This window comes from Kutzneria sp. NPDC052558 (assembly GCF_044547355.1).
Lineage (GTDB): Bacteria > Actinomycetota > Actinomycetes > Mycobacteriales > Pseudonocardiaceae > Kutzneria.
Genome location: NZ_JBIUAG010000001.1, coordinates 228,395 through 252,915, shown reverse-complemented (window position 1 = coordinate 252,915; position 24,521 = coordinate 228,395). Strand labels below are relative to the sequence as shown.

Sequence of the window (24,521 nt, the reverse complement as noted above, 5' to 3'; positions counted from 1 at the left end):
TGTCGCCAACATCACACAACAAGGGAATTGATTTTGAACGCTCAATCTGTTATCGCTCACGGTCCAGGGTGGTCGGCAGCGGATTGCCCGCCGCGGTGATCGCCTTGCGCACGTTCACCAGCAGCAACAGGATCAGCCCCAGCACGAAGAACGCGATCAGCGAAAAGATCGCCGACCGGTAGCTGCCGGTGTTCTGCAACACCAGCCCGAACACCAGCGGCCCCAGCGCCGAGGTCCCCGAGCTGGAGATCTCGAACAGGCTGAAGTACTCCGCCTCCTTGCCGGTGGGGATCATGCTCGCGAACATCGACCGCGACAGCGCCTGGCTGCCGCCCAGCACCAGCGAGATCCCGACCGCCAGCAGGTAGAACTGCACCGGCTGCCCGGCCTGCAGGAAGTACGCCAGCGTGATCAGCACCGACCACACCACCAGCGACCACGCCACCACCACCTTCGCGCCCCACCGCCGCGACAGCCGCCCCAGCAGCAGCACCCCGCCGAACGAGGCGAACTGCACCACCAGGATCGCCGACAGCAGCGTCGTCTCACCCAGCTTCAGCTCGTTCTGCCCGTAGTCGGCGGCCAGCGTCGTCGTGGTCGCGATGCCGTCGTAGTACACGAGGTAGGCCAGCAGGAACAGCAGCGTCCACGGGTACAGCCGCAGGTGCCGGAGCGTGTCGCCCAGCTCCTTGAACCCCGCCGTGAACGCCGAGCCCGCCTTCGGCGCGTGCGCGTCGGCCGAGCGCGGCAGCTTCCGCAGGATCACCGCCGGCACGATCATGAACGCCGCCCACCACACGCCCGCGCTGCACAGCGACAACCGGGCCAGCACCGCGCTGTCGGCGATCAGGAACGAGGCCACGAAGTTCAGCGCCAGCAGCACCCCGCCGCCCAGATAGCCCGCGGCCCACCCGATCGAGGACACCGCGTCCCGCTCGTCGGCCCCGGCCAGCTCCGGCAGCAGCGAGTTGTAGACCACCCGCGCGCACTTGTAGGTCAGGAACGCGACCATGAACAGCACCGCGCCCAGCACCCAGTCGGTCAACCCCACGAACACCATCGCCGCGCACGACAACGCGCCCAGGTAGGCGAACGCGAACAGCAGCTCCCGCTTGCGCCCGGTCCGGTCGGCGAACGCCCCCACGATCGGCATCAGCACGATCAGCAGCACCGAGCCCAGCGACACCGTGTAGGTGAACAGCGACCCCGGCGCGATCGGGATGCCCAGCACGAACAGCCGGCCGTTCTCGCCGACCGCGTTGGCCGCCACCGCCGGCAGGTAGCGGCTCATGAACACCGCCAGCACCGTGGTCTCGAACACCTGCGCCGACCAGCCGTAGCTGTACCAGCCGAACCGCAGCCGCTTGGTCGCCGGATCGCCGGCGGCCTGGGTGGGGGCCTCAGTCATCGTGCTGCCTTCCGGCGGTGTGGCGGGTGTCGCCGGACCCTACAAGTGATCACCGCCACCGGTCGACACGGGTCACCAACTTGTGACTGCCCCCCGTCACCCAACGCCAGTATCGGGTCTTTCCTGGCAACGGATTCAGGCCGCCCAGGAGCCGCGGGATTTGAGCACGTCCCGCAACACGTCCGGACGATCGGTGACGATGCCGTCCACGCCGGTGTCCAGCAGCTCACGCATGGTCGGCTCGTCGTCGACCGTCCACACGTGCACCTCCAACCCCAACCGGTGCGCGCCGGCCACGAACCGGTGATCCACCACCCGCAACGGCCCCTGCCGGATCGGCACCTGCGCCATCTGCCCCCGCACGAACCGGCCCGTGCCCAACCACGGCCACCGCCCCGCCGCCCACAGCGCCCCGGCCGTGCCCGGACCCATCGACGTGACCAGCCTCGGCCCCGCCACCTTCCGCAGCCGCGCCAGCCGCGCGTCGGAGAACGACGCCAGGCACACCCGGTCCCAGGCGTTGCACCGCTCCAGCACCCGCAGCACCGGACCCGCCGCGTTGTCCGCCTTCACGTCCACGTTCAGCAACGCCGTCGGCAACTCCTCCAGCACCGCCTCCAGCGTCGGGATCTCCTCCCGCCCGCCGACCTTGGCCCGCCCCACCTCCGACCACGGCAGCCTCGCGATCACCCCCTGCCGGTCGGTGGTCCGGTCCAGCACGTCGTCGTGCTGCACCACGACCACCCCGTCCGTGGTGGCCTGCACGTCCGTCTCGATGTACCGGTAGCCCTCCTCGACCGCGCGCCGGAACGCGCTCATCGAGTTCTCCATCGCCGCCAGCTCGCCCAGGTGCCAGCCCCGGTGCGCCAGCGCGCGCGGATACGGGCCGTCGGCCAGATACGGATGTCCACTTCGCACAGTGCGCAGTCTGCCCTAGCGGCGTGGCGCTTACGATCACCATCAGGTGTGCGGATAACCTCCGCGGCCATGGAGGTCACCACCAGCACCCGGCGACGGGAGGCGGCCCGGCACTGCGCCTGGTGCGGCCAACGGCTGCCCGCGGACGGCCAGTACGGCCGCCGCCGCCAGTACTGCGCGCAGACCTGCCGGCAGCGCGCCTACGAGCGGCGCAGCGCCGTGCAACGCGGCGGCCTGCCCGAGGACGCCGTGGTGCTGTCCAGCACCGAGCTGGCCAACCTCCAGGACCGGCTCTTCCAGCTGCGCTGCGCCGCCGAGGACATCGCCACCGCGGCCGCCGACGGGGCGCAACCGGACGAACTGCACTCGATGGCGCGGGCACTGCTGGGCACCGCGACCGGGTTGGAACGCCTCCGGTGACCGGCACGGACTTGCCCAGTGGCCGGTGAACCGACAACTATGGCGCCGGGTGGCAAGGAGGAGCTGGTGGCGGACCACGGCGCCGTGCACAACCACGTCCTGCGCTGGGCGGACGTCGGATTCGGGGTCACGGACCTGCACGGCAAACTGAGCTGGGCGAACCCGGCGCTGGGCACGCTCATCGGCGTGCCCTTCGACCAGGCGCTGGGCCGGTCCCTGCCGGCGCTGGTGCCGGGCGCGCCCGAAAGCCCGCAGCCGGGCCTGGTCGTGCAGGCCGCGGGCCCGGTCGACGGCGAGCACCGCTGGCTGGAGATCAGCTGCACGCAGCTGCCCGGCGGCGACCGGCTGCTCTACCGGATCATGGACATCACCTCGTGGCGCGACCGCGAGCTGGAGGCCACCCAGCAGGCCAACGCCCTGCGCCGGGCCCAGGTCCTGGGCCGCATGGGCAACTGGGAATGGGACATCACCACCGACCGCGTGCTGTGGTCGGACGCCCTGCTGGAGATGTTCGGCCTCGAACCCGGCACCGAACTCGACTTCGCCGGCTACATGACCCGCGTGCACGCCGACGACCGCGACATGATCGCCACCAGCCTCGCCGTGGCCCGCGCCACCGGCGACCGGTTCACCTTCTCCCACCGCATGTTCGTCGGCGGCGAGACCGAACGCTACTTCGAGTGCTTCGGCGAGGTCATCGCCGACGAGGACGGCACCCCCGTCCGCATGATGGGCACCTGCCACGACGTCACCCAGGACCGGCGCCTGCAGGACGAGCTGCGCCAACTCGCCGAGGAGGACCCCCTCACCGGCCTGCCCAACCGCCGCGCCCTGACCCGCGAGCTGGAACGACACCTGGCCACCGGCGGCTCCGGCTCCCTGCTGCTGCTCGACCTGGACAACTTCAAGGACGTCAACGACCTGCGCGGCCACGCCGTCGGCGACCGCCTCATGCGCACCATGGCCGCCGCCCTGCGCGAACGCCTCGACCCCGGCCAGCTGCTCGGACGCCTGGGCGGCGACGAGTTCGCCGTCGTGCTGCCCGGCTGCGAGGAATCCGACGCCGCCGAGGTCGCCGCCCGCCTGCGCGACGCCGTCGCCGGCCTGCCCCTGGTCGCCGGCGGAGCCACCACCCGCATGACCGTCAGCACCGGCGTCGCCGGCTTCACCTCCGGCGAAGGCTGGGAAGCCGTCCTGGCCAACGCCGACCTCGCCCTCTACGCCTCCAAGGCCGCCGGCCGCAACCGCGTCACCGTCTACGACCCCGGCCACTACGCCGACACCGCCAAGCGCGTCTCCGTCCAGGACCGCCTGCGCAAGGCGCTGGAACACGGCGACCTGGCCCTGCACGCCATGCCCATCGTCGCCCTGTCCTCCGGCCGCACCCTCGGCTACGAACTGCTGCTGCGCCTGGAGGACGGCCAACTCCCGCTGCTGGGCCCCGCCGACTTCCTGCCCGCCGCCGAACGCAGCGACCTCGTGCTGGAGATCGACCGCTGGGTCTTCGGCAAGGCCATCGACACCCTCGTCGCCCACCCCGACCCCAACCTGCGCTTCGACGTCAACGTCTCCGGGCGAACCCTGGAGGACGAGGACTTCGCCGACTTCGTGCTCGACCGCCTCGCCTCCTCCGGCGTCGCCCCGGGCCGGCTCGGCTTCGAGATCACCGAGACCGCGGCCGTCACCAACCTCGACGCCGCCCGCAGCCTCGCCCACCAGGTCCGCGCCACCGGCTGCCGCATCGCCCTGGACGACTTCGGCGCCGGCTTCGGCTCCTTCGTCCACCTCAAGCACCTGCCCATCACCGGCCTCAAGATCGACGGCGAGTTCGTCCGCGGCATCGACTCCGGCACCCGCGACGCCGTGCTGGTCTCCGGCATCCTGGAGATCGCCCGCGGCTTCGACCTGTCCGTGGTCGCCGAATGGGTGGAACGCCCGGCCCAGGTCGAGATGCTGTCCAAGCTCGGCGTCTCGGTCGGCCAGGGCTTCCACCTCGGCAAGCCCAAACCCCTGGGCAGCGTGCTGAAGCGGCCGGATGGCGCATTGTCCGACCCGCTGCCCACGGCCGAGGATGGACGCTCCTAGCATCCCCATGAAGGGCCCGCCACCCGTGTCCGAGGACGTCCCCGTCAAGGGACTGCGCCGCGTCGAACTGCGCAGCAACGACCCGGCAGGGTCCGCCGAGTACTACCGCCGGCTGTTCGGCTGGATCGTCATGCCCGCCGACGACGGCACCCTGCGCTGCTGGGTCGGCGACCGCCTCGCCGCCCTCATCCGGCGACCCGCCGACTGGGAGACCCCCGGCTGGCACCTCGTGCTCGGCGGCCGCCCCACCGCGCTGCTGGCCGACCCCGCCGGCGTCACCGTCACCCTCGACCCCGGCCGCGTCCGCCACGGACCTTGGGCCCCGCCGCCCCGGCACGGCGAACCCTGCTGGATCGAGCTGATGACCGCCGACACCACCGACGACTACTGGGCCCAGCACCTCGGCTGGACCCCGCGCGCGCCGGGCGAGGGCACCGACATCAAGCCGCTCGCCCTGTTCGACGCCCCCGACGAGCAGCCCGGCTCCGCCCGCCGCATCGCCGGCCGCCTCCTGGTCGACGAGGCCACCGCCGCCGACGTCGGCGCCTCCTGGATGTGCTACCTCGCCGCCACCGACATCAAGCTCGTCACCGACACCGCCGTCGAAGGCGGCGGCACCGTGCTCATCGAGCCCCGCGAGGTCCCCACCGGCGTCATCGCCGCCGTCGCCGACCCCTTCGGCGCCGTCTGCACCCTGCTGGAGGACCCCGTCGGCTGGGGCGGCGCCTGGGCCGCCGTGTAGTATCGGACCGGACGTACCACCCGCTTCGACACAAAGGTTGATGCCATGGGCACCCCCGGACCCACCGGGCGTGCGCTCTCCGCTGCCCGGTGACTTCTGCGAACTGTCTCTTCGCATTCACCAGGAGCTTTCACCTTGCCGTGGTACACGGATTTCTTCACCGACCTCGCCAACTCGTTCTGGCGCGGCGCCGTCCCTCCGGACATGACCATCAACGAGATCGACTTCGTCACCGACCTCACCGACCTCGCCCCCGGCTCACGCGTGCTGGACGCCCCGTGCGGCAGCGGCCGGCACAGCCTTGAGCTGGCCCGACGAGGTTTCAGCGTCACCGGCGTCGACATCTCCACCGAGGCCCTCCAGCACGCCCGGTCGACCGACTCGGACGTGCGGTGGATCCAGGCCGACCTGCACGACCTGGGCCGTCTCGACCTCACCGCCGACCTGGCGATCTGCATGGGCAACAGCTTCGGCTACCTCGACCACGCCGCCAACCAGCGGCTCCTGGCCGACCTCGCCGCCGCCGCGCCCACGCTCGTGATCGACTACGGCTGCGCCGCCGAGGCCATCCTGCCCCACCCGCCGGGGGAGATCCGCATGACCGCCGGCGGCGTCGACATGATCGCCGTCAACCACTACGACGCGACCCAGGCCCGCCTGCTGATCGACTTCACCTTCACCAGGGGGGAGCGGACCCAGCAGGCGAACTGCGTCCAGCACGTCTACACCGCCGGCGAACTCACCCGCATACTCCACTCCGCCGGCTACCGGCACGTCGACCGCTACGCCGACACCGACCGAACCGCATTCGGCCTCGGCAGCCACCGGCTACTGATCCTCGCCCGCCGCTAGCCCCACCCTGGCGGGCGTCCGACGACCGGGCGCCCGCCACCAGGACACCGGAATCAACACCACCCACACCGCGGCCAGCGTCCACCCCACCGGGGTCAACACCGCCGCAGTGTGCTCGGATATCGCCGGGTGTCCCAGCAACACCGCGGCCGGGGCCCGCAGCATGTCCGCGCGATCCGGCAGCACCAGACTCGTCAACACCAACACCCCGGCCTGCACCACGAGCCACTTCGACGGTCGCCAGTAGGCGATCACCACCGGCACCAGCGGGATCGCCACCCCGACGCCGGCCACGAAGGCCACCGACCACCAGCCACCCCCGATCCACCGCAGTCCCACCGCCACCACCACCGCGGCCACCGTGATCGGCATCGCCCACCGCGACCGCGCGGCCACCCGCCCCGCCTCGCCGCTGTCCACCTCCAGCTCGTACGGAACGGGATACCCCAGCGGCCCGAGCGTCCGCTCCACCGTGAACGCCACCAACCCGGCCAACACGACCAGCGGCAGCCATGCCACACCACACACGAAACCGATCGGCCGCACCACATCCGCCATCCCCGGTGAGACCTCGGACTGGCCCAGCAGCGCCGCGATCGGCGCACGGACCGCCCCATAGCTCTCCTCCGGCATCAGCAGCCCGAACAGCACCATCGCCGCCGCCTGAGCCACGAACAGGATCGACGTCCACCGACCCAGCCGCGGCCGGAGCAACAAGCTCAACGCCAGCAGCAACGGCACGATGGCGTACAAGTAGATCAACGCGGCCCAGCCGGGCGCGAGAGTCCGCAACTCCCACCCCGCCACCGCCGCGGCGACCGTCATCACCACCGCCCAGATCGGGCGCATCGCCACCACCCCTCCCCATGTCACCGTCCAGGGTCGACGGGACGGGGGAGAGGTGACAGCGCAGAACTACCTAGCCGGTGTAACCCTTGATCCAGGCCCGGTACGGCTGCACCCGCGTGTACAAGGTGTCCTGGTCGCCACACTTCAGGCTGCCCCGGCTGGTGACGCCGACGAGCCGACCGGTGGCCATGTTGATCGCCGGCCCACCTGAGTCGCCGTAGCACGCGGTATTCTTGGTGGTGCTGTTCATGCACAGCTCGTGCACCGAGTCGAAGTTCATGCTCGCGTCGGCCCGGCACTTCGCCGCCGGAGTCACTGTCGCATCCACCCGCTTCAGCCGATCCGAGCCGTCATCGCAGCCCTTGGTCGGGCACGTCTGCCCCCAGCCGAACAGCCGCAGCGTCTTGTTGTCCCAGTTCGTCGCGGTGGCCAGCACCACCGGATTCTCCGGCACGAGCTGCTGCAACTGCACCAGCGCGATGTCGTTGTGACCGGTGGTCGGGTCGTAGTCGGGATGCTGGAGCGCCCGGACGATGCCGCGTTCCGTGCCGCCCTTGTTCCGGTTGTTGGACCCGATCCTGACCGTGTGGTTGGCCGTGTTCTCGTCAACGCAGTGCGCGGCCGTCAACACCCATCCCGCTGCGATCAACTCGCCGCCGCAGTAGTGCGCGCTCGAGTCGGTGTCCTCGTCGGTCAGCAGGGCCACCATCCACGGGTAGGTGGCGGTGGCTATCTGGCCACCCACGATGTCGGGCTGCGCCACCGCGGGTGCGGCCGAGCCGACCAGCAGTGCCGCGAGGACGGTGCCGAGCAGTGTCCATCTCTTGGCCACGGGATCCACCTCTCTCGTCGCTGTCCGTAACCAAGAGCGAGTCTGCTCCGAACGGTGCAACGGGACAGGGGTGAACAGCGCAGTTCACGCCGTCGTGTGCCAATTGCACTCATTCGGCGGCGTCACCTGGTGTAGCCGCCTCAGGCCAGTCGGGCCGGGAAACCGCCGGTCGACACCGGACCCCAGCGCGTCGGCGTCACCCGGATCAGGCACTTGCCCTGACGGACCATCGCCGCCCGGTACTCGTCCCAGTCCGGATGCTCGCCCGAGATGCCCCGGAAGTACTCCACCAGCGGCTCCAGCGCCTCCGGCAGATCCAGCACCTCGGCCCGGCCCTCCACGTGCACGTACGGGCCATCCCACTCGTCCGACAGCACGCAGAACGACACCCGCGGATCCCGCCGCGCGTTGCGGACCTTGGCGCGCTCCGGATACGTCGACACCACGATCCGGCCCTGCCCGTCCACCCCGCACGTCACGGGGGAGGACTGCGGACTGCCGTCGGCCCGCGTGGTGATGATGATCGCCCGGTGCCGCGTGCGCAGGAACTCGGTCAGCGCGGCGCGGTCCACCGCTTCGTTGGTCGCAACAGCCATGATCCAGACCCTAATACCGTTCGACACCACCGCCAGGATGAAGCCGTGGACCGAAGCCTGTACCGACGCGACCCCGGACCCACCCCGGCCCGGCAGGCCGACGGCGTCACCCTGCGCCCACTGACCCCAGACGACGACACGGCGCTGGGCACGCTCATGGAACGCGCCTACGCCGGCACCATCGACGACGACCTCGGCGACAACAACGACGGGGCAGTGGAGATCGCCGCCTGGCGACAGCGCGCGATCGCCGACGCCAGCTTCGTCGCCGTGGGGGAGGACAACCAGCCGCTCGCCGCCTCCCTGGTCTCTCCCGGACGGGACGGCACGGCGATGATCGCCTACGTCATCACCGACCCTCAGTGCAAAGGCCGAGGCCTCGGCACCGCCGTCGTCGCCGCCTCGCTGCAAGCCCTGCCCGGCGCCGTCGTGCTCGCCGGCGTCACCGACGGCAACACACCCTCGGAACGCCTGCTCACCTCGCTCGGCTTCGTCCGAACCGGACCGGTCACCTAGCCCGCCACACCGTCGTCGACAACACCGTCACACCCTCCAACGACCGCGGCACCGGCACGTCATAGCGCGCCAGCAGATCGAACCGCTCCCTCGGCAGATACGGCCGGCTCGGATCACCCACCAACACCACCGCCCCGCCCGCCGCCATCCGACTCAGAAACGGCCCCACCTCCGCGGCCATGTCCTTGTCATAGAACACATCCCCGGCCACCACCACCTCGGCGTCCACAGTGGACCCCAACACATCGGCCACCAGGGGAGTCAGCGACACCCCGTTCGCCGCCGCGTTGATCCCGGCCGCCACCAACGCCATCTCGTCCACATCGCACGCCGTCACCGCCGACGCCCCGGCCAACGCCGCCGCGATCCCCACCAACCCCGACCCACACGCCAGATCGAACACCCGCTTGCCGGCCACCAACTCCGGGTTGTCCAGCACGAACCGCGCCACCCCCTGCCCACCAGCCCACGGAAACGCCCAGAACGGCGGCTCCGGCGCCCCGGTCAGCTCCCACAGCGGCGTCACGTCCTCAGCCACCCGCAACACGATCTCCGGCACGAACCCCGTCGCCCGAGCCGTGGTGTGCTCCCGCACGAACGCCTCCACCGCCACCTCCCAGCTCACCCGTGCTACATATTGCTCATGCGCGCAAACACCCGGGGGAGGACCTTCACCGAAAGCGCCCGCCGCGCCCAGATCGTCGCCGCCGCCATCGCCGTGATCGCCGAACACGGCTACGCCGCCGCCTCCTTCACGCGCATCGCCAAACACGCCGGCCTGTCCAGCACCGGCATGATCTCCTACCACTTCGCCAACAAGGACGACCTCATCCGCGAAGTGCTCATCGAGACCACCACCGTCGCCGCCGACTACATGCGCCCCCGCATGGACGCCGCCACCGGCTACGCCGCCAAACTCCGCGCACGCCTCGAATCCAACATGGAACTCGTCCGCGCCCACCCCGACCACGTCCGCGCCCTGATCGAGATCGCCCTCAACGCCCCCAAAACCCCCGACTTCGTCGACGAACGCTTCACCCTGTTCGCCACCCACCTGCGCGAAGGCCAACAAGCGGGGGAGTTCGGCCCCTTCCACCCCGAAGCCATGGCCGTCGCCATCATCGGCGCCATCGACGCCACCGTCCGCGGCCTCATCACCTTCCCCGACCTCGACGCCACCCAATTCGGCCGCGAACTCGCCGACACCTTCGAACGCGCCACCCGCCCCTAACCCAGGCCCTCGGCCTTGGCCAGCAGATACCGCTGCTCCGGCATGCTCAACGTCAACCGCGCCGCCGCCAGATACGACTCCCGCGCCCCGGCCACGTCCCCGGCCATCTCCAGCAGATGCGCCCGCACCGCCGCCACCCGGTGATGCTCCGACACCCGCTCGTCACCCTCCAGATCGGCCACCATCGCCAACCCCGCCGCCGGCCCCCGCGTCATCGCCACCGCCACCGCATGGTTCAACGTCACCATCGGATTCGGCGCCATCCGCGCCAACAACGCGTACAGACCGGCGATCTCCACCCAATCCGTCTCCTCCGGCGACGCCGCCTCCGCGTGCACAGCCGCGATCGCCGCCTGCACCTGATACGGGCCCAACCGGGTCGTGGACAACGCGTCGCTGACCAACTTCACGCCCTCGGCGATCGCCGCCGCGTCCCACGACGACCGATCCTGCTCGGCCAGCGGCACCAACGACCCGTCCGGCCGCGACCGCGCCGCCCGCCGCGACTCCGTCAACAGCATCAACGCCAACAGCCCCGCCACCTCGCCGTCACCCGGCAGCAACCCCCGCACCGCCCGCGTCAGCCGAATCGCCTCACCAGTCAACTCCACCTGCGACAACCGATCCCCAGCGGTCGCCGTGTAGCCCTCGTTGAAGATCAGATACAGCACGTGCAGCACCGCCCGCAGCCGCTCGTCCCGCTCGCCCTCCGGCGGCAGCGAGAACTGCGCCCCCGCCTTCTTGATCTTCTGCTTGGCCCGCGAGATCCGCTGCGCCATCGTCGCCTCCGGCACCAGGAACGCCCGCGCCACCTGCGCCGTGGTCAACCCACCCACCGCCCGCACCGTCAACGCCACCTGCGACGCCGGCGTCAACGCCGGATGGCAGCACAGGAACAACAACGCCAACGTGTCGTCCCGCGCCGGCACCTCCGCGTCATCCACCTCCGCGGCGAACACCGCCTCCTCACGCCGCCGCCGCGCGCTCTCACTGCGCCACGCATCCGCCAGCCGCCGCGACCCCACCGTCAACAGCCACGCCCGCGGATTGTCCGGCACCCCCTCCACCGGCCACTGCTGCGACGCCGCCAGCAACGCCTCCTGCACCGCGTCCTCACACGCGTCGAACTGCCCGTGCCGCCGCGTCAACGCGGCCAGGACCTGCGGCGCCAACTCGCGCAGCAGCCCCGCCACCTCACCGCTCACACATCCACCCCCGACGACATCATCACCGGCCACACCTCCGTCACTCCATGCCGCGAGTCCGGGATCATCGCCGCCAACTCCAACGCCCGCTCCCGCGACTCACAGTCCACCAGGTAGTACCCCGCCAGGTACTCCTTCGCCTCCAGGAAAGGGCCGTCGGTCACCACCGGATCCCCGTCCCGCACCCGCACCACCGACGTCGTCGCCGGACCGCCCAACGCATTGGTGTCCAACAGCTCCCCGGACTCACGCGTGATCCGCTGCAACTCCTCGTGCCCGGCCATGACCGCGTCCCGCTCCGCCGCCGACAACCCGGCCCACGTCTCGTCGTTCAGGTAGATCATCAACAGGTACTTCACGCGATCCTCCTCGGTGTGGACTCACGAGGGGGTCGACGCCGACGGGGGAGTCTCGACATCCTCGAGCGCACGGTACGTCCGATTGCTCGCCACCGCCGCCCGCTGCTCACGACCCGTGGCCTCGATGTAGTTCTGACTCGTGGCCAGGCTGGCATGGCCCAGCAGAGCCATGATCTCCGACGCCGTCGCCCCGTCCTCGGCCAACCGCGTCGCGAAGGTGTGCCGCAACGCGTGCAGACTTGCCCCCACCGGCACCCGGTCGTGCAGGCCCGCCCACCGATAGCACGACTTCACCAGGTACTCCAGCGCACCACGCCCGATCGCCTCGCCCGACCGGTCCCGCAGCAGGGGAGCGCCCCGCCCGAACCGCTGCTGCGGGAACCGGGACCGACACGACGCCAGATACGCGTCGATCACCTTCTCCATCGACGGCTCCACCGGGATCGACCGGTCCCGACTGCCCTTGCCGTGGACGTGCAACCGCATCTCACCCGACCGCCCGACCAGCGAGTTCACCGTCAGCGTGCGCATCTCCGCGCTGCGCAGGCCGGCCAGCAGCCCCAGGGCGATCACCAGCACGTCCCGCTCCGGCCACGGATCCCGGGCCTTGCGCTCGCCGTGCGCCGCCGCCCGCAGCAGCCGCTCCGGCGTGTCCTCGCCGCGCAACGGCTTGGGGGACAGGGGAGGGGTGCGCGGGCGGGCCACCGCCCCGATCGGGTTGCCCGGCAACAGGCCGTCGGCCACGCAGAAGGTCAGGAACTGGTTCCAGGTCGACCAGGCCCGCAGCACCGAGGACTTGGCGTGGGTGTCCGCGAACGCGCCGAACGCCGTCCGCAGCGACTGCGCCGTCAGGTCCTCCACCAGCAGCATCTCCGCCTCGCCGCCGATCTCCTCCACCAGCAGCGCCGTGATGCCGGCCAGGTCGCGCCGGTAGGCGTCGGTCGTGTGCGGCGAGTCCTTGCGCGGCCGCCGGGCCGCGAAGAACGCCTCGTGCGCGTCCACAAGCCTCATGTGGATCTTGTACCGCACGCCCCTGACAGTTTTCAGCGCACGACGGTGATCCCCGAGATCTTCCCGCCGGTCGTGTCGGCCTGCGCCGAGGCCCTGAGCGTGCCGTCGGCGTCCCGGAACAGCGCCACCGCCGTGTTCGGGCCCGTCGTCAGCACCTGCACCTCGTACCCGCTGAGGTCTCGCAGCTCCTCGCCGTCGAGGGCGTCGAGCAGCACCTCTCGGGGCGCCGGCTCGGGCGGCACGGGGGAGCCGGCCTCCGCGAACAGGTCCGGCAGCTTCGACACCGCGCTCACCGCGCGCGGGAAGCCCGCGAACGCCGCCGTCTCCACCAGGATCTCGCTGATCTCCGCCGCCGTCAGGCCGGCGGCCAGGCCCGTCCTGACGTGCACCGACAGGGGAGACTCCCAGCAGCCGGCCGCCACGATCGCCGCGATGGCCACCGCCTCGCGGGTGCGCTCGTCCAGGGCGGGGCGGTGGGCCAGGTGGCCGTACACCGTGCCGACCGCGACCTCCGCCAGCTGGGGAGCGGCCCGGAACAGCTGGTCCAGCCGGTCCCTGCCGCCGTCCACCAGGCCGGCGAAGGTGTCACGCCCACGCTCGTGCAGCCGTGCCATCTCGTCCGACATGCGTGACTCCCCTGGGTTCCTGGTCTAGACTGGATCACTGCCCGTTTTGCTGCATAATGGCGATTATGCATGAAAAGTCCGCCTGTCCCGGGCGGGCCGCCGGCCGGTCCCACCAGGGGGATCCGCCACGCTCACACCGTCCTCGACCGCCCCGTCGACCCTCCCGGCCCGGTCCCAGACGCCGCCACGCCGCCGACGATAGCCGTCAGCGCCGACGCCACGGCACGGATTGCCCGTAGAGGCGAACCAGCCAGACAGCCGTCCAGAACGCCTTCAGCCCAGGCTGACACGCTGGTCGCTACAGGGCCGATAATCTACATTATGTTAAGTCGTGGTGATCGGGACCCCTGCTACCGTGCCCCGTGACCACAGCACCTCCGCGCTCCGGCGACCCGATCAGCACCGCCGCGTTCGACGAGCTGCGCATGCCCGATCCCTGCCGCCTGGAGATCGAAGACGGTCGGCTGCTTGTCACCGACTGGCCAGCCGGCCCGCATCTCATCGCCAGGCAACGCTTGGCCATCTGCCTCGTCGACCAGCTGCCCGTCGAGTTCGAGGCTTTGCCAGCGTTCGAGGCGGATCTGGCCGAGCCGTCATCTCGACGAGTGCCTGATGTCGTGGTCTGCACTGAGGAAGCCAGCGAACAGGCGCGGGTGCGAGCCGATCAGATCCTCTTGGCCGTCGAAGTCGTGTCGCCTGGTGAGTCCGCTGCCCGCGGCTACATCAAGAAGCCCGCTGAGTACGCCGCCAACGGCATCCCCACCACCGGGTGATCGACATCCAGGAGAAGGTTCCGACTCTGACCGTCTACACCCTCGATGACATGGGCCGATACCATTTCACCTCGCTGATCACCGGCACCTACACCGGCCCGGTCGCTGGCCACGAGGTCACGGTCGACCTCAATGCGCTGACCGGTCCCCGCCGTAAGCGGAGCTAAATCGGCCGCCGGCCCACCGCGATCGTGCCGTCGACCTCTTCTGAGTGCTCTACCCCGGCCTCCAGGCCGGCGTCGGTGAGCAAACGCTGTGTGGTGGCCGCCTGGCGAGCGCTGGTCTCGACGAGCACGTGACCGCCGGGCCGGAGCCACGTCGGCGCGTCCAAGGCGACTCGTCGGTGCAGATCCAGGCCATCCGAACCGCCGTCCAGGGCGACCCGGGCCTCGTGATCGCGTGCCTCGGGCGGCATCATGGCGATCTCGTCGGTCGGCACGTACGGGGCGTTGACCAGCAGCACGTCGACCCGGCCTCGCAGCGTGACCGGCAAGGCGTCGTACAGGTCGCCCTGGAACACCTGTCCGCCAACGGGTTCGACGTTGCGGCGGGCGCAGTGGACGGCGTTCGGGTCGATCTCCCCCGCGTACAGCTCAAAATCGGACATACCGGTCGTGGCGGCGACGCCGATGGCCCCCGTGCCGCAGCACAGGTCCACGACCACGCCGCCCGGCGGCACCAGCTTCGAGGCCCGCTCCACCATGAACTCGGTCCGGCGGCGGGGCACGAAGACGCCGGGCTCGACGGCGATGCGCAGGCCGCGGAACTCGGCCCAGCCGACGATGTACTCCAGCGGCTCCCCCGCGACGCGTCTGTCCACCATGGACTCCAGCTCGGCCGGCGCGGCGGCGGCTCCCAGCAGCAGCTCGGCCTCGTCCTCGGCGAACACACAGCCCGCCGCCCGAAGCCTGGTCACGATGTCGATCGCGGGACTCCCCGAATGGTGAAAATGGTCGGCAAACAGTAGCGGGTCTCCCCTACGCTGCCGCCCCATGGACACGGTGATCTCCCGGGTGGGCCTGCGCGAGGGCAGCAAGTCGCCATGGCTGCTGACCTACGCCGACGGCCGCCAGGCGGTGCTGCGCGACCAGGGCCCGTTCGACACGGAGATCGCGGCCCTGACGGTCGCGGAGGCGAACGGGGTGGCCGCGCCGAGGGTGCTCGAGACCGGCGCGGACGGGCTGTTGATCTCGGTGGTGCCGGGCAGCAGCAAGATCCCGGCGAGGCCGGAGCCGGCTCGGATCCGGGCGACGGGCGCGGCGGTGGCGGTGATCCATGCCGTGGAGTTGGCTCCCACCAAGGACTTGCCGCCTCGGCATCGGCCGATCGAGCTGGTGGACTTCGACGACTGGCGGGCGCGTCGGACCGCCTCTCCCCTGCTGTTGGCGGCGATGGAGGCGGTCGGGACGCGGCCGGAGCCGCCGCATCCGACGGTGTTGGTGCACGGGGATCTGTGGCAGGGCAACACGATGTGGGTGGACGACGAGCTGTCGGCGATCATCGACTGGGACTGCTCCGGCGTCGGCCATCCGGGCGTGGATCTCGGGTCGCTGCGCTGTGACATCGCCCTGTTCCACGGTCCGGAGCACACCGATCTGGTGCTGGAAGGTTGGCAGGAACAGGCCGGCCGGGAGGCTCCGGACGTGGCGTACTGGGATGTGGTGGCGTCGCTGAGCACCCCGCCGGACGTCGGCGAGTGGCTGCCGAACGCGGTCGACCAGGGGCGACCCGATCTCGATGGGCCGACGTTGAACGCTCGGCGGGACGCGTTCCTGAGGGCGGCGCTCAGTCGGCTGTGATGCGGTGGACGAGGTCCTCGATGCGCTGTCGCCAGCCGTCGAGGTCTGCGTCGGCTTCGCTGGCGACGGTTCGGGTGAGTTCGAGGCGTGCTCCGTGTCCGGTGCCGTCGGAGAGTTCGATGTGCACGGCGGGATCGGCCACCAACTCCCCCAGCGCCGCGCGGACGACGTCGGCCGGTCGGGTGAGCTGGCGTTCGAAGCGGACCTGGTAGCCGTCGCCGATGCGTTCGACGGTGCCCTGGTCCAGGCCGAACTGGTGGATGAGCTGCTCGTGGTGCTCGTCGGAGGGGCGTCCCGGGCGAAAGTCGGTGTCGCCGTGGACGAGGGCTTCGAGGGCGTCGAGGCAGACGGCCCAGCCGCTGGCGTAGCTGGCGGCGGCGGGACGGTCGTCGAAGACGTGGGTGAACACGAGGCGGCAGCCGGGGCCGTCGGGGGTGAGTTGGAAGTGGATGAGGTCGTCGCTCTCGCGCTTCATCTCGGGCGGTGCGTGTTCGGAGAAGGCGAAGACCTTGGGCGGGTCGAGCTCGGTGACCACGGCGTGCATGCCCTCGAACTCGATGCGGCCGCCGACGCGCAGGTCGATGGTCAGGGCGCGGATCGGGTACCAGGCGTTGAGCTGCTCGGGTTCGGTGAGGGCGCGCCAGACCAGCTCGGGCGGGTGCTTGAGGTGGCGTTCGATACGCAGGGCCGGGCGGCCGTCGTGGTGGGTGCCGAGTTCCATGGCCGCGAATATAGCTGTACGGGAATATGCTGGCAACGGCATGCGCGAAATTCGCTCGCCCGGCGGCGACCGCTCGGTGAGGATGCGCAGGTGGGGTGGACAGTCGAGCCGGTGGACCCGGACGGGCCGGTGGGCCTGGGCCTGCTGCGGGAGTACTACACGGAGATCGTGGACCGGTACTGGGGTGAGCCGCAGCCGCCCGAGATCGTGGAGCAGGTGCTGGTCGAGGAGCCCAGTCATGACCTGACGCCGCCGACCGGCCTGCTGCTGGCCCTCTTCCAGGACGGCGAGCTGGCCGGCTGCGGCGGTTTCCGGGTCTTCTCCCCCGACATCGCCGAGCTGACGCGGGTCTTCCTGCGCCCGTCGCTACGGGGCCGAGGCGGCGCCCCGGTGCTGCTGGCCGAACTGGAACGGGCGGCCGTCGGCCTGGGCCTGACGACCGCCCGTCTGGACACGCGCAAGGACCTGGTCGAGGCGCGGCGGCTGTACGCGCGCCACGGCTACGTCGAGATTCCGGCGTTCAACGACTCGCCGTACGCGGATCACTGGTTCGAGAAACGCCTGGTCTAGGCGGCGGCGACGGCCTTGTGGCCCAGGCGCAGGGTGATGCCGTGGGCGCGCAGCAGGCGGCGGAACCAGAGCAGGGACACCGCGATGCCGAGGGCGACCATGCTGTAGGAGCCAGCGGTGCTGACCATGAGGAAGTTGCCGACGGTGGCGCTGGCCAGGGCCCACAGGGTGGTGACGCCGTTGGTGATGAACACCAGCGCCCACAGGAAGGAGACCTGGCGGAAGAAGCGCTGGATGTGGGGGTGGCCGGTGATGGTGGTGGGGAACGCGCAGAAGTCGTCGGCCAGTTTGGCCAGCAGCGGCCGGTTGAGCGGCAGGGTGGCCAGCAGGATCGCGGCGAAGGCGAAGTTCTGCACGGTCGGTTGCAGGAAGTAGAGGAAGACGCTGCCGGTGACGTAGCCGATGAGGGTGCGCACGCAGAGCAGGGCTGTGGTCAGCCACAGCACCGCGGGGATCTCCTTGCGCAGCACCACGCGGCGCGCGAGCGCCGCCAGCGACCAGCCGAGGGCCGCGAATAACGCGCCCTGGAGGCCGACGAGGGTGAACACGATGTAGAACAGGCCGAGCGGCACCAGTGTCGTCTCCAGCAGGTGCTGGGCGCCACGGCGGAGCAGGACCAGTGGTGCGGGGAGGTGGACCGTCATGTGCTCGGGCATGGTTGGTCGGCCGTCTCGCAGTCGTTGTCGGGGTGGGCGAATGCTAGCTGACGCTCGTGCGGGGTCTCTGTGAGGGAGACGTCCGAGGCCCGGTTCGGGTTCACTGATCCGGTTGTGCGATCGCCGCGTAGGTAGCGGTGTGCCGGACAGTGGTGAGTTGATCGACGGGCGGTATCGCCTGGTGTCGTGCATCGGCCGTGGCGCGATGGGCGCGGTCTGGCGGGCGCGGGACGAGCGGCTGGACCGGGAGGTCGCGCTCAAGCTGGTGGTGGTGCGCGGGCTGGCGCCGGACGACGCCTCGGAGCGGGAGGCGGTGGAGCGGGCGCGGCGGGAGGGGCGGATCACGGCGCGGTTGCAGCATCCCAACGCGATCTCGGTGCATGACGTGGTGGAGCACGACGGCCGGCCGTGTCTGGTGATGGAGTACCTGCCGTCGCGGAGCCTGTCGGAGGTGGTGGAGTCCGGCGGGGTGCTGGCCCCGACGGAGGTCGCCACGGTCGGGTTCCAGGTGGCCTCGGCGCTGGCGGCGGCGCATGAGCTGGGGATCGTGCACCGGGACGTGAAGCCGGACAACATCCTGCTGGCCGAGGACGGCACGGCCAAGATCACCGACTTCGGGATCGCGCGGGCGCCCGACGACGGGGCGGTGACCGCGGTGGGCATTCTCGCGGGCACTCCGGCCTACCTCGCGCCGGAGGTGGCGACCGGGTCGGAGAGCAGCCCGCGTTCGGACGTGTTCTCGCTGGGTTCGACCTTGTACGCGGCTTTCGAGGGCAAGCCGCCGCACGGGATGGGCCAGAACACGATCGCGTTGCTGCACCAGATCGCCTACGGGGAGATCACGCCGCCCAAGCGGGGCGGGGCCGTGGCGGAGCTGCTGGTGCGGATGCTGGGGCGCGATCCGCAGACGCGTCCGACGATGGCGGAGGTGGCGAGCCGGTTCGAGCAGGTCCTGGCCGGTTCGTCTCCTCTGCCCGCGCCGCCGTCGGTGTCGGTGCGGCCGCCGACGCAGCGGATGGCGTCGCTGCCCCAGCCGCGGCGGGCTTCGCCGGTGGGCCGGTGGCTGGCGTTGGGGGTGCCGGTGGCGGCCGCGGTGGTGGCGGTGAGTTTGCTGGTCGCGCAGCAGTTCGGGGTGCGTCCGGTGGCGTCGCCTGCGCACGGCAGGCCGCCGGTGGTGGCGGCTGCCCCGCCGTCGACGACCACGTCGTCGGCGGCCGATCCGGTGTCGACGGGTGGGTCGTGCTCGGCCCGTTATGACGTGATGAACAGCTGGTCATCGGGCTACCAGGCGGCGGTGACGATCACCAACCTGACCGGCGCGCAGCTGACCGGTTGGCAGGTGACGTGGCGGCTGCCGGGCGGTCAGCGGGTGACGAGCCTGTGGAACGGCACGTTCTCGCAGGAGGGGTCGGTGCTGGTGGTCCGCAACGCCTCGTGGAACGCGGTGCTGGCCGCCAACACCTCCACCAGCTTCGGCTTAGTCGCCGGCTCCCCCGGCTCCTCCCCGCCCGCCCCCCACCTCACCTGCACCCCCCTCTCCCACTAACCCCGCGTAATCGCTTGGAAGGGGGCCTTCCTCCACTCCGAGTGGAGGAAGGCCCCCTTCCAAGCGCCAAAGGGGCTTAGAAAAGGCTTTCTTGGCGGGGTTTGCGTTTTTTGGGGACGGGTTCGCCGATACGGTTGGTGACCGAGGGGCTGATGGCCGACAGGAACGGGGACGGGCCGGCCTGGCGGACGGCGCCGTGGCGCATGCGGGACGTGGCGTGGCTGAGGTAGAGGTGCTGCTGCGCGCGGGTCATGCCGACGAAGAACAGGCGGCGTTCCTCGTTGACGGCCTCGGGGTCGGGGTCCTCCCCCGGCCAGCGCATGGGCAGCAGCCCGTCCTCGCAGCCGACCAGGAACACCACCGGGAACTCCAGGCCCTTGGAGGCGTGCAGGGTCAGCAGCGAGACGCGGTCGGCCCGGGGGTCCCAGGTGTCGACCTCGGCCCCCAGCGCCAGCTCGGACAGGAAGCCGGCCACGTCGTCGCCGAAGCGGGTGGCCAGCGGCATGAGCAGTTCCAGGGCGGTGAAGGCGTCCTCGTCGTCGAGGCCGTGAGCAGCCTGGCGGACGCGTTCGACGACGGATCCGTGCAGTCCGACCAGGGCGAGTTCACGGGCGAGGGCGCGCACGCCGGGCCGGTCGGTGAGCCGGTCGTGGGAGCGTTTCTGGAACGGTAGACCGGAGCGGGTCAGCGCTTCCATGACGGCCTTGGCCTGGCCGCTGGTGCGGTAGAGCACGGCGAAGTCGTTGAACGACAGGCCCTGGGTGCCGTCGCCGGCGACGCGGCCGCTGTCGAGGGAGTGGAACGAGGAGCCGCCGAGCAGCTGGTCGATGGTGCGGGCGACGAAACTGGCCTCGGCCTGCTCGTCGATGGCGTGGTGCAGGCCGATGAGGGCGTGTTCGGTGTGCGGGCCGCAGGGCTGGAGGGTGCGGTCCTCGACCAGGGTGGTCGGGGTGATGGCCTGCACGGCCCCGGTGAGGATGTGCCGGCCGGAGCGGTAGTTGCGGCCGAGCTGGACGCGGGTCGCGCCCGGGAAGTCCTCCTGGAAGCGGAGGAAGAAGCCGACGTCGGCGCCGCGGAAGCGGTAGATCGCCTGGTCGGGGTCGCCGATGGCGGTGAGGTTGCCGTCGGCCGCGCACAGCAGGCGCAGCAGGCGGTACTGGGTCTCGTCGACGTCCTGGTACTCGTCGACGCTGACCCACGGCCAGCGGGTCCGGTAGTGCTCGATCAGGGCGGTGTCGCCGGCCAGCAGCTCGACCGGCATCTCCACCAGGTCGTCGAAGTCGACCAGGTCGCGGGCGTGCAGTTCCTTCTTGTACGTCTCGCCGTGTTCGTCGCGCAGTTCCTGGACGACGGTCTCGTCGGCGATGCCGAAGCGTGCGGTGAGGCCGACGCGGGCGTGCTGCTCGCGCAGGATCCGCACGCCCAGCGAGTGGAAGGTGGCCACGGTGAGGTCGTGCGCCTGTGTCCCGACCAGGGCTTCCAGCCGTTCGGCCATTTCGGCGGCGGCGCGGCGGGTGAAGGTGATGGCCAGGCACTGCGAGGCCGGCACGCCGCGTTCGGTGACGAGGTGGGCGATGCGGTGGGTCAGGGTGCGGGTCTTGCCGGTGCCGGGTCCGGCGATGATCAGCAGCGGCCCGGCGGCGACGGCCGCGGCGGCGCGCTGGTCGGGGTCCAGGCCGTCGAGCAGGGACGGCTCGGGGTCGATGAGCGGGAGCTCGGGCTCCTCGAACGCGACGACACCAGCGGGCTCGGGCACCAGCGCCGGCGAGACCGGTTGAGCGGGTTCCGGCTCGAACAGGTCCGCCGGCTCCGGCGGCCGGACGCTGCCGGCCGGCTTCGTGGCGGGCTTGGCCGGCGCGGCGAACAGGTCGTCGTCGAACAGCGACACCGAGCCGGAGGCCTTGGCCAGCTCCCCCGGCTCGAACAGCCGGATCACGCCGTACTCGCCGTCGTAGCCGGCCTCGCGGATCACCTCGCCGCGGCGCAGCCGGCCGATGGCCTCGCCGAGCAGCGGGTTGGACGCGGTCAGGTCCTCCAGCGGCACGTCGTCGAGAATCCCCAGCTCGGGGCCGTGGGCGGCGGTCAGCGAGGCGATCTCGGCCATGACCTTCTTGCTCTTGGGCCCGACGCCGAGCAGCTCGCTCATGATCTCCGGCAGCGGGATGAGGCTGCGGAAGTCGACCGGATCGGCCGGCTGGTAGCCGAACTCGCGGTCGGCCAGCTCCTGGATGCGGCTGAGCACGCCGACGGTGAGCGGCTTGCCGCAGGTTGGGCACAGGCCGTTGTGGGCGATGGTCTCGGCCGGGCCGAAGCGCACGTCGCACTTGCGGTGCCCGTCGGAGTGGTACTTGCCCTCCTCGGGGAAGAACTCGACGGTGCCGGCGAACCCCTCGCGGGTCTCCAGGGCGCGGCGCACGGCGTAGTAGTCCATGTCGGTGTCGAACATGGTGGCCTCACGGCCGAGCATGGGCGGCGAGTGCGCGTCGGAGTTGCTGACCAGCGTGTACTTGTCCAGGCCGGAGACGCGCCAGTTCATCTCGGGGTCGCTGGACAGGCCGGTCTCGGCGGCGAACACGTGGTCGGCGAGGTCGGCGTAGCAGTCGGCGATGGCGTCGAAGCCGGACTTGGAGCCCAGCACCGCGAACCACGGCGTCCACACGTGGGCCGGCACCAGGTAGGAGCCTTCGCCGCTCTCCAGGGTGATCTCCAGCAGGTCGCGGGAGTCCAGGCCGAGGATGGGGCGGCCGTCGGAGCCGAGGTTGCCGATCTTGCCCAGCCGCCGGTTGAACTCGGCGGCGGCGTCGAAGTCGGGCATGTAGATCAGGTGGTGGACCTTGCGGGTGCGGTCGTCCCGCTTGTAGATCGTGCTGATCTCCACGCTGAGCATGAACCGGACGTCGCCGACGCAGCTGGCCGGCAGCGTGCGGGCGATGTCGCGGTCGAGCTCGGGGCGCAGCCGGAACAGGCCCGGCTCGGCCGGGACCAGGGTCTCGCGCAGGTGGTCGTACCAGGCGGGATGGGTGAAGTCGCCGGTGCCGACGAGGCTGATGCCCTTGCGCTGGGCCCACCAGGTCAGGTGCTCGAGATCGCAGTCTCGGCTGCATGCCCGGGAGTACTTCGAGTGGATGTGCAGGTCGGCGTAGAAGCGCACCGGCTCGATCTTGCCACTAGGGCCGGGTTCCCCAGTTGGGTGGTCCCACCTGTGCGGGCAGTAGTCGGTACGCGTCGTGCGCCCACTCGCACAGCAGGGCCCGGCTCTCCCGGGGGTCGATGATGTCCTGCACGCCGAAGTGCTCGGCGGTGCGGAACGGGGAGGTGAGCGCGGCCAGCCGTTGCTGGATGGCGTCGAGGTCCCGTTCGGGGTCGTCGGAGCGGGCGAGTTCGGCCCGGTAGGCGGCCTCGATGCCGCCCTTGGCCGGCAGCGAGCCCCAGTCGCCTGAGGGCCAGGCCCAGCTGCGGCCGCCGCGGTGGCGGTTGACGATGCCGGCCCCGCCCACGCCGTACACGCGGCGCAGGATGAGCTCGGCCTGGGGCACGCGGGCCTGGTAGACGGCGCTGATGGCGCGGGCCCCGGCGCGCAGCGTGCCGGCGCGTTCGGCGACGGTGCCGATGGTCATGCCGCCCTGGTCGGTGAGGCTGACGATCGGCAGGTGGAAGGTCTCGCACAGGTCGACCAGCCGGGTCAGCGCGAGCGCGCCGGCGGCGGACAGCGTGTTGCCGCGGTACGGATCGGTGGCGACCACGCCCACGGGGTGGCCGTCGAGGCGGGCCAGGGCGGTGACGGTCGCGCCGCCGTAGTCGGCGTAGCGGAACACGGAGCCGGCGTCGAACACGGCGTCCAGGATCGGGGCGATCCGGTAGGGGCGGCGGGGGTTGCGCGGGATCGCCGACAGCAGCGGCTCGGGGTCGGGGGCGTCGCCGCTGGTCGTGACCGGTGGCAGCTCATGCACGCTGGACGGCAGGTAGGACAGGAACCGGCGGATCACCGCGAACGCCTCGGCCTCGGTGGCGACGAAGCGGTCCACGTTGCCGTTGCGGCGGTGCACCTCCGCGCCGCCGAGCTGCTCCTTGTCGACGTCCTCGCCGATGCCGCCCTTGACCACCGGCGGGCCGGCGACGAACAGCTGCGCGAGGCCCTCGACCAGCACGCACAGGTGCGACATGACCGCCCGTGCCGCGCCGAGGCCGACCACGGGGCCCAGGCAGGCCGACACGACCGGCACCGTGGACAGGTTGTCGACGACGTGGTCCCAACCCGGGTTGACCGGCACGTAGCTGTAGCCGGCCTGCTCGACCATCTTGACGCTGCCGCCGCCGCTGGCCCCGTCCAGCAGCCGGATCATCGGCAGCCGGAACTGGCCGGCCAGCTGCTCGGCGTACACCTGCTTGGCGTGGATGGCGGCGTCGCCGGAGCCGCCGCGGCCGGTGAAGTCGTCGGCCCCGAGCACCACCTTGCGGCCGTCCAGCCGCGCGGTGCCGGCCACGAAGTTCGCCGGGGTGACCGTGCCGTCGGGATTGGCGAAGCCGGCCAGTGCCCCGATCTCGGCGAAGCTGCCCTGGTCGGCGAGGGCGTCGATGCGTTCCCGCACGGTCAGGCGGCCGCTGGCGTGCTGACGGGCGATCTTGTCGGTGCCGCCGAGCTCGGCGGCGCGCTCCCGCCGGCGCCGGATCCCGGCGACCTCCTCCGACCAGTCCTCGATCATGCCCGCCACCCTAAGCGCCCCGCCCCCACCCCGATTCCTCTGACACATGTGCTCCACATGTGGCACTGGGAGTCGAATGTGGGCCACATGTGGCTTTGGAGCG

The 24,521-nt window shown here is 71.0% G+C and carries 26 protein-coding genes; 11 read left to right on the top strand and 15 right to left on the bottom strand.

Features of this window, described 5'->3' with window-relative positions:
* Positions 1 to 49 precede the first annotated feature (49 nt).
* Both ACIG5F_RS01220 and ACIG5F_RS01215 read right to left on the bottom strand, forming a co-directional pair.
* Entirely contained in the window at positions 50 to 1,408 is a 1,359-nt protein-coding gene (locus tag ACIG5F_RS01220) for an MFS transporter (RefSeq protein ID WP_396515343.1), read from the bottom strand.
* A 135-nt stretch (positions 1,409 to 1,543) separates the two neighbouring features.
* The gene (locus ACIG5F_RS01215; protein ID WP_396515342.1) at positions 1,544 to 2,326 is read right to left on the bottom strand and encodes a glycerophosphodiester phosphodiesterase; all 783 of its coding nucleotides are present in this window, start codon (positions 2,324 to 2,326) and stop codon (positions 1,544 to 1,546) included.
* 69 nt (positions 2,327 to 2,395) lie between these two features.
* On the opposite strand from ACIG5F_RS01215, the gene ACIG5F_RS01210 reads away from it, so the two are divergent.
* From ACIG5F_RS01210 to ACIG5F_RS01195, 4 genes are all read left to right on the top strand, one after another.
* The gene (locus ACIG5F_RS01210; RefSeq protein WP_211769083.1) at positions 2,396 to 2,746 is read left to right on the top strand and encodes a hypothetical protein; all 351 of its coding nucleotides are present in this window, start codon (positions 2,396 to 2,398) and stop codon (positions 2,744 to 2,746) included.
* Positions 2,747 to 2,812: 66 nt separating this feature from the next.
* Entirely contained in the window at positions 2,813 to 4,831 is a 2,019-nt protein-coding gene (locus ACIG5F_RS01205) for a putative bifunctional diguanylate cyclase/phosphodiesterase (protein ID WP_396515341.1), read from the top strand.
* 25 nt (positions 4,832 to 4,856) lie between these two features.
* Positions 4,857 to 5,573 (top strand): hypothetical protein, encoded by a 717-nt coding sequence (locus tag ACIG5F_RS01200; protein WP_396515340.1) that lies wholly within the window; start codon positions 4,857 to 4,859, stop codon positions 5,571 to 5,573.
* A 135-nt stretch (positions 5,574 to 5,708) separates the two neighbouring features.
* Positions 5,709 to 6,425 (top strand): class I SAM-dependent methyltransferase, encoded by a 717-nt coding sequence (locus ACIG5F_RS01195; protein ID WP_396515339.1) that lies wholly within the window; start codon positions 5,709 to 5,711, stop codon positions 6,423 to 6,425.
* On the opposite strand, the gene ACIG5F_RS01190 is transcribed toward ACIG5F_RS01195, so the two are convergent.
* The 3 genes from ACIG5F_RS01190 to ACIG5F_RS01180 form a co-directional block, all read right to left on the bottom strand.
* Entirely contained in the window at positions 6,402 to 7,274 is an 873-nt protein-coding gene (locus tag ACIG5F_RS01190) for a hypothetical protein (protein ID WP_396515338.1), read from the bottom strand. The genes ACIG5F_RS01195 and ACIG5F_RS01190 overlap by 24 nt on opposite strands.
* A 70-nt stretch (positions 7,275 to 7,344) precedes the next feature.
* Complete coding sequence (locus tag ACIG5F_RS01185; protein ID WP_396515337.1) at positions 7,345 to 8,106, bottom strand: S1 family peptidase; 762 nt, start codon at positions 8,104 to 8,106, stop codon at positions 7,345 to 7,347.
* 140 nt (positions 8,107 to 8,246) lie between these two features.
* The gene (locus tag ACIG5F_RS01180; protein ID WP_396515336.1) at positions 8,247 to 8,702 is read right to left on the bottom strand and encodes a PPOX class F420-dependent oxidoreductase; all 456 of its coding nucleotides are present in this window, start codon (positions 8,700 to 8,702) and stop codon (positions 8,247 to 8,249) included.
* A gap of 45 nt (positions 8,703 to 8,747) precedes the next feature.
* On the opposite strand from ACIG5F_RS01180, the gene ACIG5F_RS01175 reads away from it, so the two are divergent.
* Complete coding sequence (locus ACIG5F_RS01175) at positions 8,748 to 9,218, top strand: GNAT family N-acetyltransferase (protein ID WP_396515335.1); 471 nt, start codon at positions 8,748 to 8,750, stop codon at positions 9,216 to 9,218.
* Here ACIG5F_RS01175 and ACIG5F_RS01170 read toward each other — a convergent pair.
* Entirely contained in the window at positions 9,211 to 9,843 is a 633-nt protein-coding gene (locus ACIG5F_RS01170) for a class I SAM-dependent methyltransferase (RefSeq protein ID WP_396515334.1), read from the bottom strand. The genes ACIG5F_RS01175 and ACIG5F_RS01170 overlap by 8 nt on opposite strands.
* An 18-nt stretch (positions 9,844 to 9,861) precedes the next feature.
* Here ACIG5F_RS01170 and ACIG5F_RS01165 point away from each other — a divergent pair, with 18 nt between their 5' ends.
* A complete protein-coding gene (locus ACIG5F_RS01165) occupies positions 9,862 to 10,449 on the top strand; it encodes a TetR/AcrR family transcriptional regulator (RefSeq protein WP_396515333.1) in 588 nt (195 codons plus the stop codon).
* Here ACIG5F_RS01165 and ACIG5F_RS01160 read toward each other — a convergent pair.
* From ACIG5F_RS01160 to ACIG5F_RS01145, 4 genes are read right to left on the bottom strand one after another with little or no spacing between them, the layout of a single operon-like run.
* Positions 10,446 to 11,654, bottom strand: a complete 1,209-nt coding sequence (locus ACIG5F_RS01160) for an RNA polymerase sigma factor (RefSeq protein WP_396515332.1) — start codon at positions 11,652 to 11,654, stop codon at positions 10,446 to 10,448. The two genes, ACIG5F_RS01165 and ACIG5F_RS01160, sit on opposite strands and share 4 nt — an antisense overlap.
* Complete coding sequence (locus ACIG5F_RS01155) at positions 11,651 to 12,013, bottom strand: YciI family protein (RefSeq protein WP_396515331.1); 363 nt, start codon at positions 12,011 to 12,013, stop codon at positions 11,651 to 11,653. Before ACIG5F_RS01155 ends, ACIG5F_RS01160 begins: the two co-directional genes overlap by 4 nt.
* A gap of 21 nt (positions 12,014 to 12,034) precedes the next feature.
* Complete coding sequence (locus tag ACIG5F_RS01150) at positions 12,035 to 13,042, bottom strand: tyrosine-type recombinase/integrase (protein WP_396515330.1); 1,008 nt, start codon at positions 13,040 to 13,042, stop codon at positions 12,035 to 12,037.
* 14 nt (positions 13,043 to 13,056) lie between these two features.
* The gene (locus tag ACIG5F_RS01145; RefSeq protein WP_396515329.1) at positions 13,057 to 13,650 is read right to left on the bottom strand and encodes a carboxymuconolactone decarboxylase family protein; all 594 of its coding nucleotides are present in this window, start codon (positions 13,648 to 13,650) and stop codon (positions 13,057 to 13,059) included.
* A gap of 362 nt (positions 13,651 to 14,012) precedes the next feature.
* On the opposite strand from ACIG5F_RS01145, the gene ACIG5F_RS01140 reads away from it, so the two are divergent.
* Complete coding sequence (locus tag ACIG5F_RS01140) at positions 14,013 to 14,423, top strand: Uma2 family endonuclease (RefSeq protein ID WP_396515328.1); 411 nt, start codon at positions 14,013 to 14,015, stop codon at positions 14,421 to 14,423.
* Positions 14,420 to 14,590 (top strand): hypothetical protein, encoded by a 171-nt coding sequence (locus ACIG5F_RS01135; RefSeq protein ID WP_396515327.1) that lies wholly within the window; start codon positions 14,420 to 14,422, stop codon positions 14,588 to 14,590. Before ACIG5F_RS01140 ends, ACIG5F_RS01135 begins: the two co-directional genes overlap by 4 nt.
* Here ACIG5F_RS01135 and ACIG5F_RS01130 read toward each other — a convergent pair.
* On the bottom strand, positions 14,587 to 15,348 hold the full coding sequence (locus tag ACIG5F_RS01130) for a putative protein N(5)-glutamine methyltransferase (RefSeq protein ID WP_396515676.1): 762 nt from the start codon (positions 15,346 to 15,348) through the stop codon (positions 14,587 to 14,589). The genes ACIG5F_RS01135 and ACIG5F_RS01130 overlap by 4 nt on opposite strands.
* Positions 15,349 to 15,415: 67 nt before the next feature.
* Between ACIG5F_RS01130 and ACIG5F_RS01125 the strand changes: the two genes are divergently transcribed.
* Complete coding sequence (locus ACIG5F_RS01125; RefSeq protein WP_396515326.1) at positions 15,416 to 16,222, top strand: phosphotransferase family protein; 807 nt, start codon at positions 15,416 to 15,418, stop codon at positions 16,220 to 16,222.
* Here the strand turns inward: ACIG5F_RS01125 and ACIG5F_RS01120 are convergent.
* The gene (locus ACIG5F_RS01120; protein WP_396515325.1) at positions 16,209 to 16,943 is read right to left on the bottom strand and encodes an SRPBCC family protein; all 735 of its coding nucleotides are present in this window, start codon (positions 16,941 to 16,943) and stop codon (positions 16,209 to 16,211) included. The two genes, ACIG5F_RS01125 and ACIG5F_RS01120, sit on opposite strands and share 14 nt — an antisense overlap.
* A gap of 90 nt (positions 16,944 to 17,033) precedes the next feature.
* On the opposite strand from ACIG5F_RS01120, the gene ACIG5F_RS01115 reads away from it, so the two are divergent.
* Positions 17,034 to 17,513 (top strand): GNAT family N-acetyltransferase, encoded by a 480-nt coding sequence (locus ACIG5F_RS01115; protein WP_396515324.1) that lies wholly within the window; start codon positions 17,034 to 17,036, stop codon positions 17,511 to 17,513.
* On the opposite strand, the gene ACIG5F_RS01110 is transcribed toward ACIG5F_RS01115, so the two are convergent.
* Positions 17,510 to 18,157, bottom strand: coding sequence for a VC0807 family protein (locus ACIG5F_RS01110; protein WP_396515323.1), 648 nt, complete (start codon positions 18,155 to 18,157; stop codon positions 17,510 to 17,512). The genes ACIG5F_RS01115 and ACIG5F_RS01110 overlap by 4 nt on opposite strands.
* Positions 18,158 to 18,326: 169 nt before the next feature.
* On the opposite strand from ACIG5F_RS01110, the gene ACIG5F_RS01105 reads away from it, so the two are divergent.
* Positions 18,327 to 19,715: a protein kinase gene (locus ACIG5F_RS01105; protein ID WP_396515322.1), complete on the top strand. Its 1,389-nt coding sequence runs from the start codon at positions 18,327 to 18,329 to the stop codon at positions 19,713 to 19,715.
* Between the two features lie 76 nt (positions 19,716 to 19,791).
* Here the strand turns inward: ACIG5F_RS01105 and ACIG5F_RS01100 are convergent, their stop codons facing one another.
* The gene (locus ACIG5F_RS01100) at positions 19,792 to 22,866 is read right to left on the bottom strand and encodes a UvrD-helicase domain-containing protein (RefSeq protein WP_396515321.1); all 3,075 of its coding nucleotides are present in this window, start codon (positions 22,864 to 22,866) and stop codon (positions 19,792 to 19,794) included.
* A gap of 16 nt (positions 22,867 to 22,882) precedes the next feature.
* A complete protein-coding gene (locus ACIG5F_RS01095) occupies positions 22,883 to 24,418 on the bottom strand; it encodes an acyl-CoA carboxylase subunit beta (protein ID WP_396515320.1) in 1,536 nt (511 codons plus the stop codon).
* Positions 24,419 to 24,521: the final 103 nt, after the last annotated feature.

Excerpts from the sequence above, each read along its gene's own strand:
- ACIG5F_RS01220 (WP_396515343.1), bottom strand. The coding sequence starts at position 1,408 with ATGACTGAGGCCCCCACCCAGGCCGCCGGCGATCCGGCGACCAAGCGG.
- ACIG5F_RS01210 (WP_211769083.1), top strand. The coding sequence starts at position 2,396 with ATGGAGGTCACCACCAGCACCCGGCGACGGGAGGCGGCCCGGCACTGC.
- ACIG5F_RS01190 (WP_396515338.1), bottom strand. The coding sequence starts at position 7,274 with ATGCGCCCGATCTGGGCGGTGGTGATGACGGTCGCCGCGGCGGTGGCG.
- ACIG5F_RS01180 (WP_396515336.1), bottom strand. The coding sequence starts at position 8,702 with ATGGCTGTTGCGACCAACGAAGCGGTGGACCGCGCCGCGCTGACCGAG.
- ACIG5F_RS01165 (WP_396515333.1), top strand. The coding sequence starts at position 9,862 with ATGCGCGCAAACACCCGGGGGAGGACCTTCACCGAAAGCGCCCGCCGC.
- ACIG5F_RS01145 (WP_396515329.1), bottom strand. The coding sequence starts at position 13,650 with ATGTCGGACGAGATGGCACGGCTGCACGAGCGTGGGCGTGACACCTTC.
- ACIG5F_RS01125 (WP_396515326.1), top strand. The coding sequence starts at position 15,416 with ATGGACACGGTGATCTCCCGGGTGGGCCTGCGCGAGGGCAGCAAGTCG.
- ACIG5F_RS01120 (WP_396515325.1), bottom strand. The coding sequence starts at position 16,943 with ATGGAACTCGGCACCCACCACGACGGCCGCCCGGCCCTGCGTATCGAA.
- ACIG5F_RS01110 (WP_396515323.1), bottom strand. The coding sequence starts at position 18,157 with ATGACGGTCCACCTCCCCGCACCACTGGTCCTGCTCCGCCGTGGCGCC.
- ACIG5F_RS01095 (WP_396515320.1), bottom strand. The coding sequence starts at position 24,418 with ATGATCGAGGACTGGTCGGAGGAGGTCGCCGGGATCCGGCGCCGGCGG.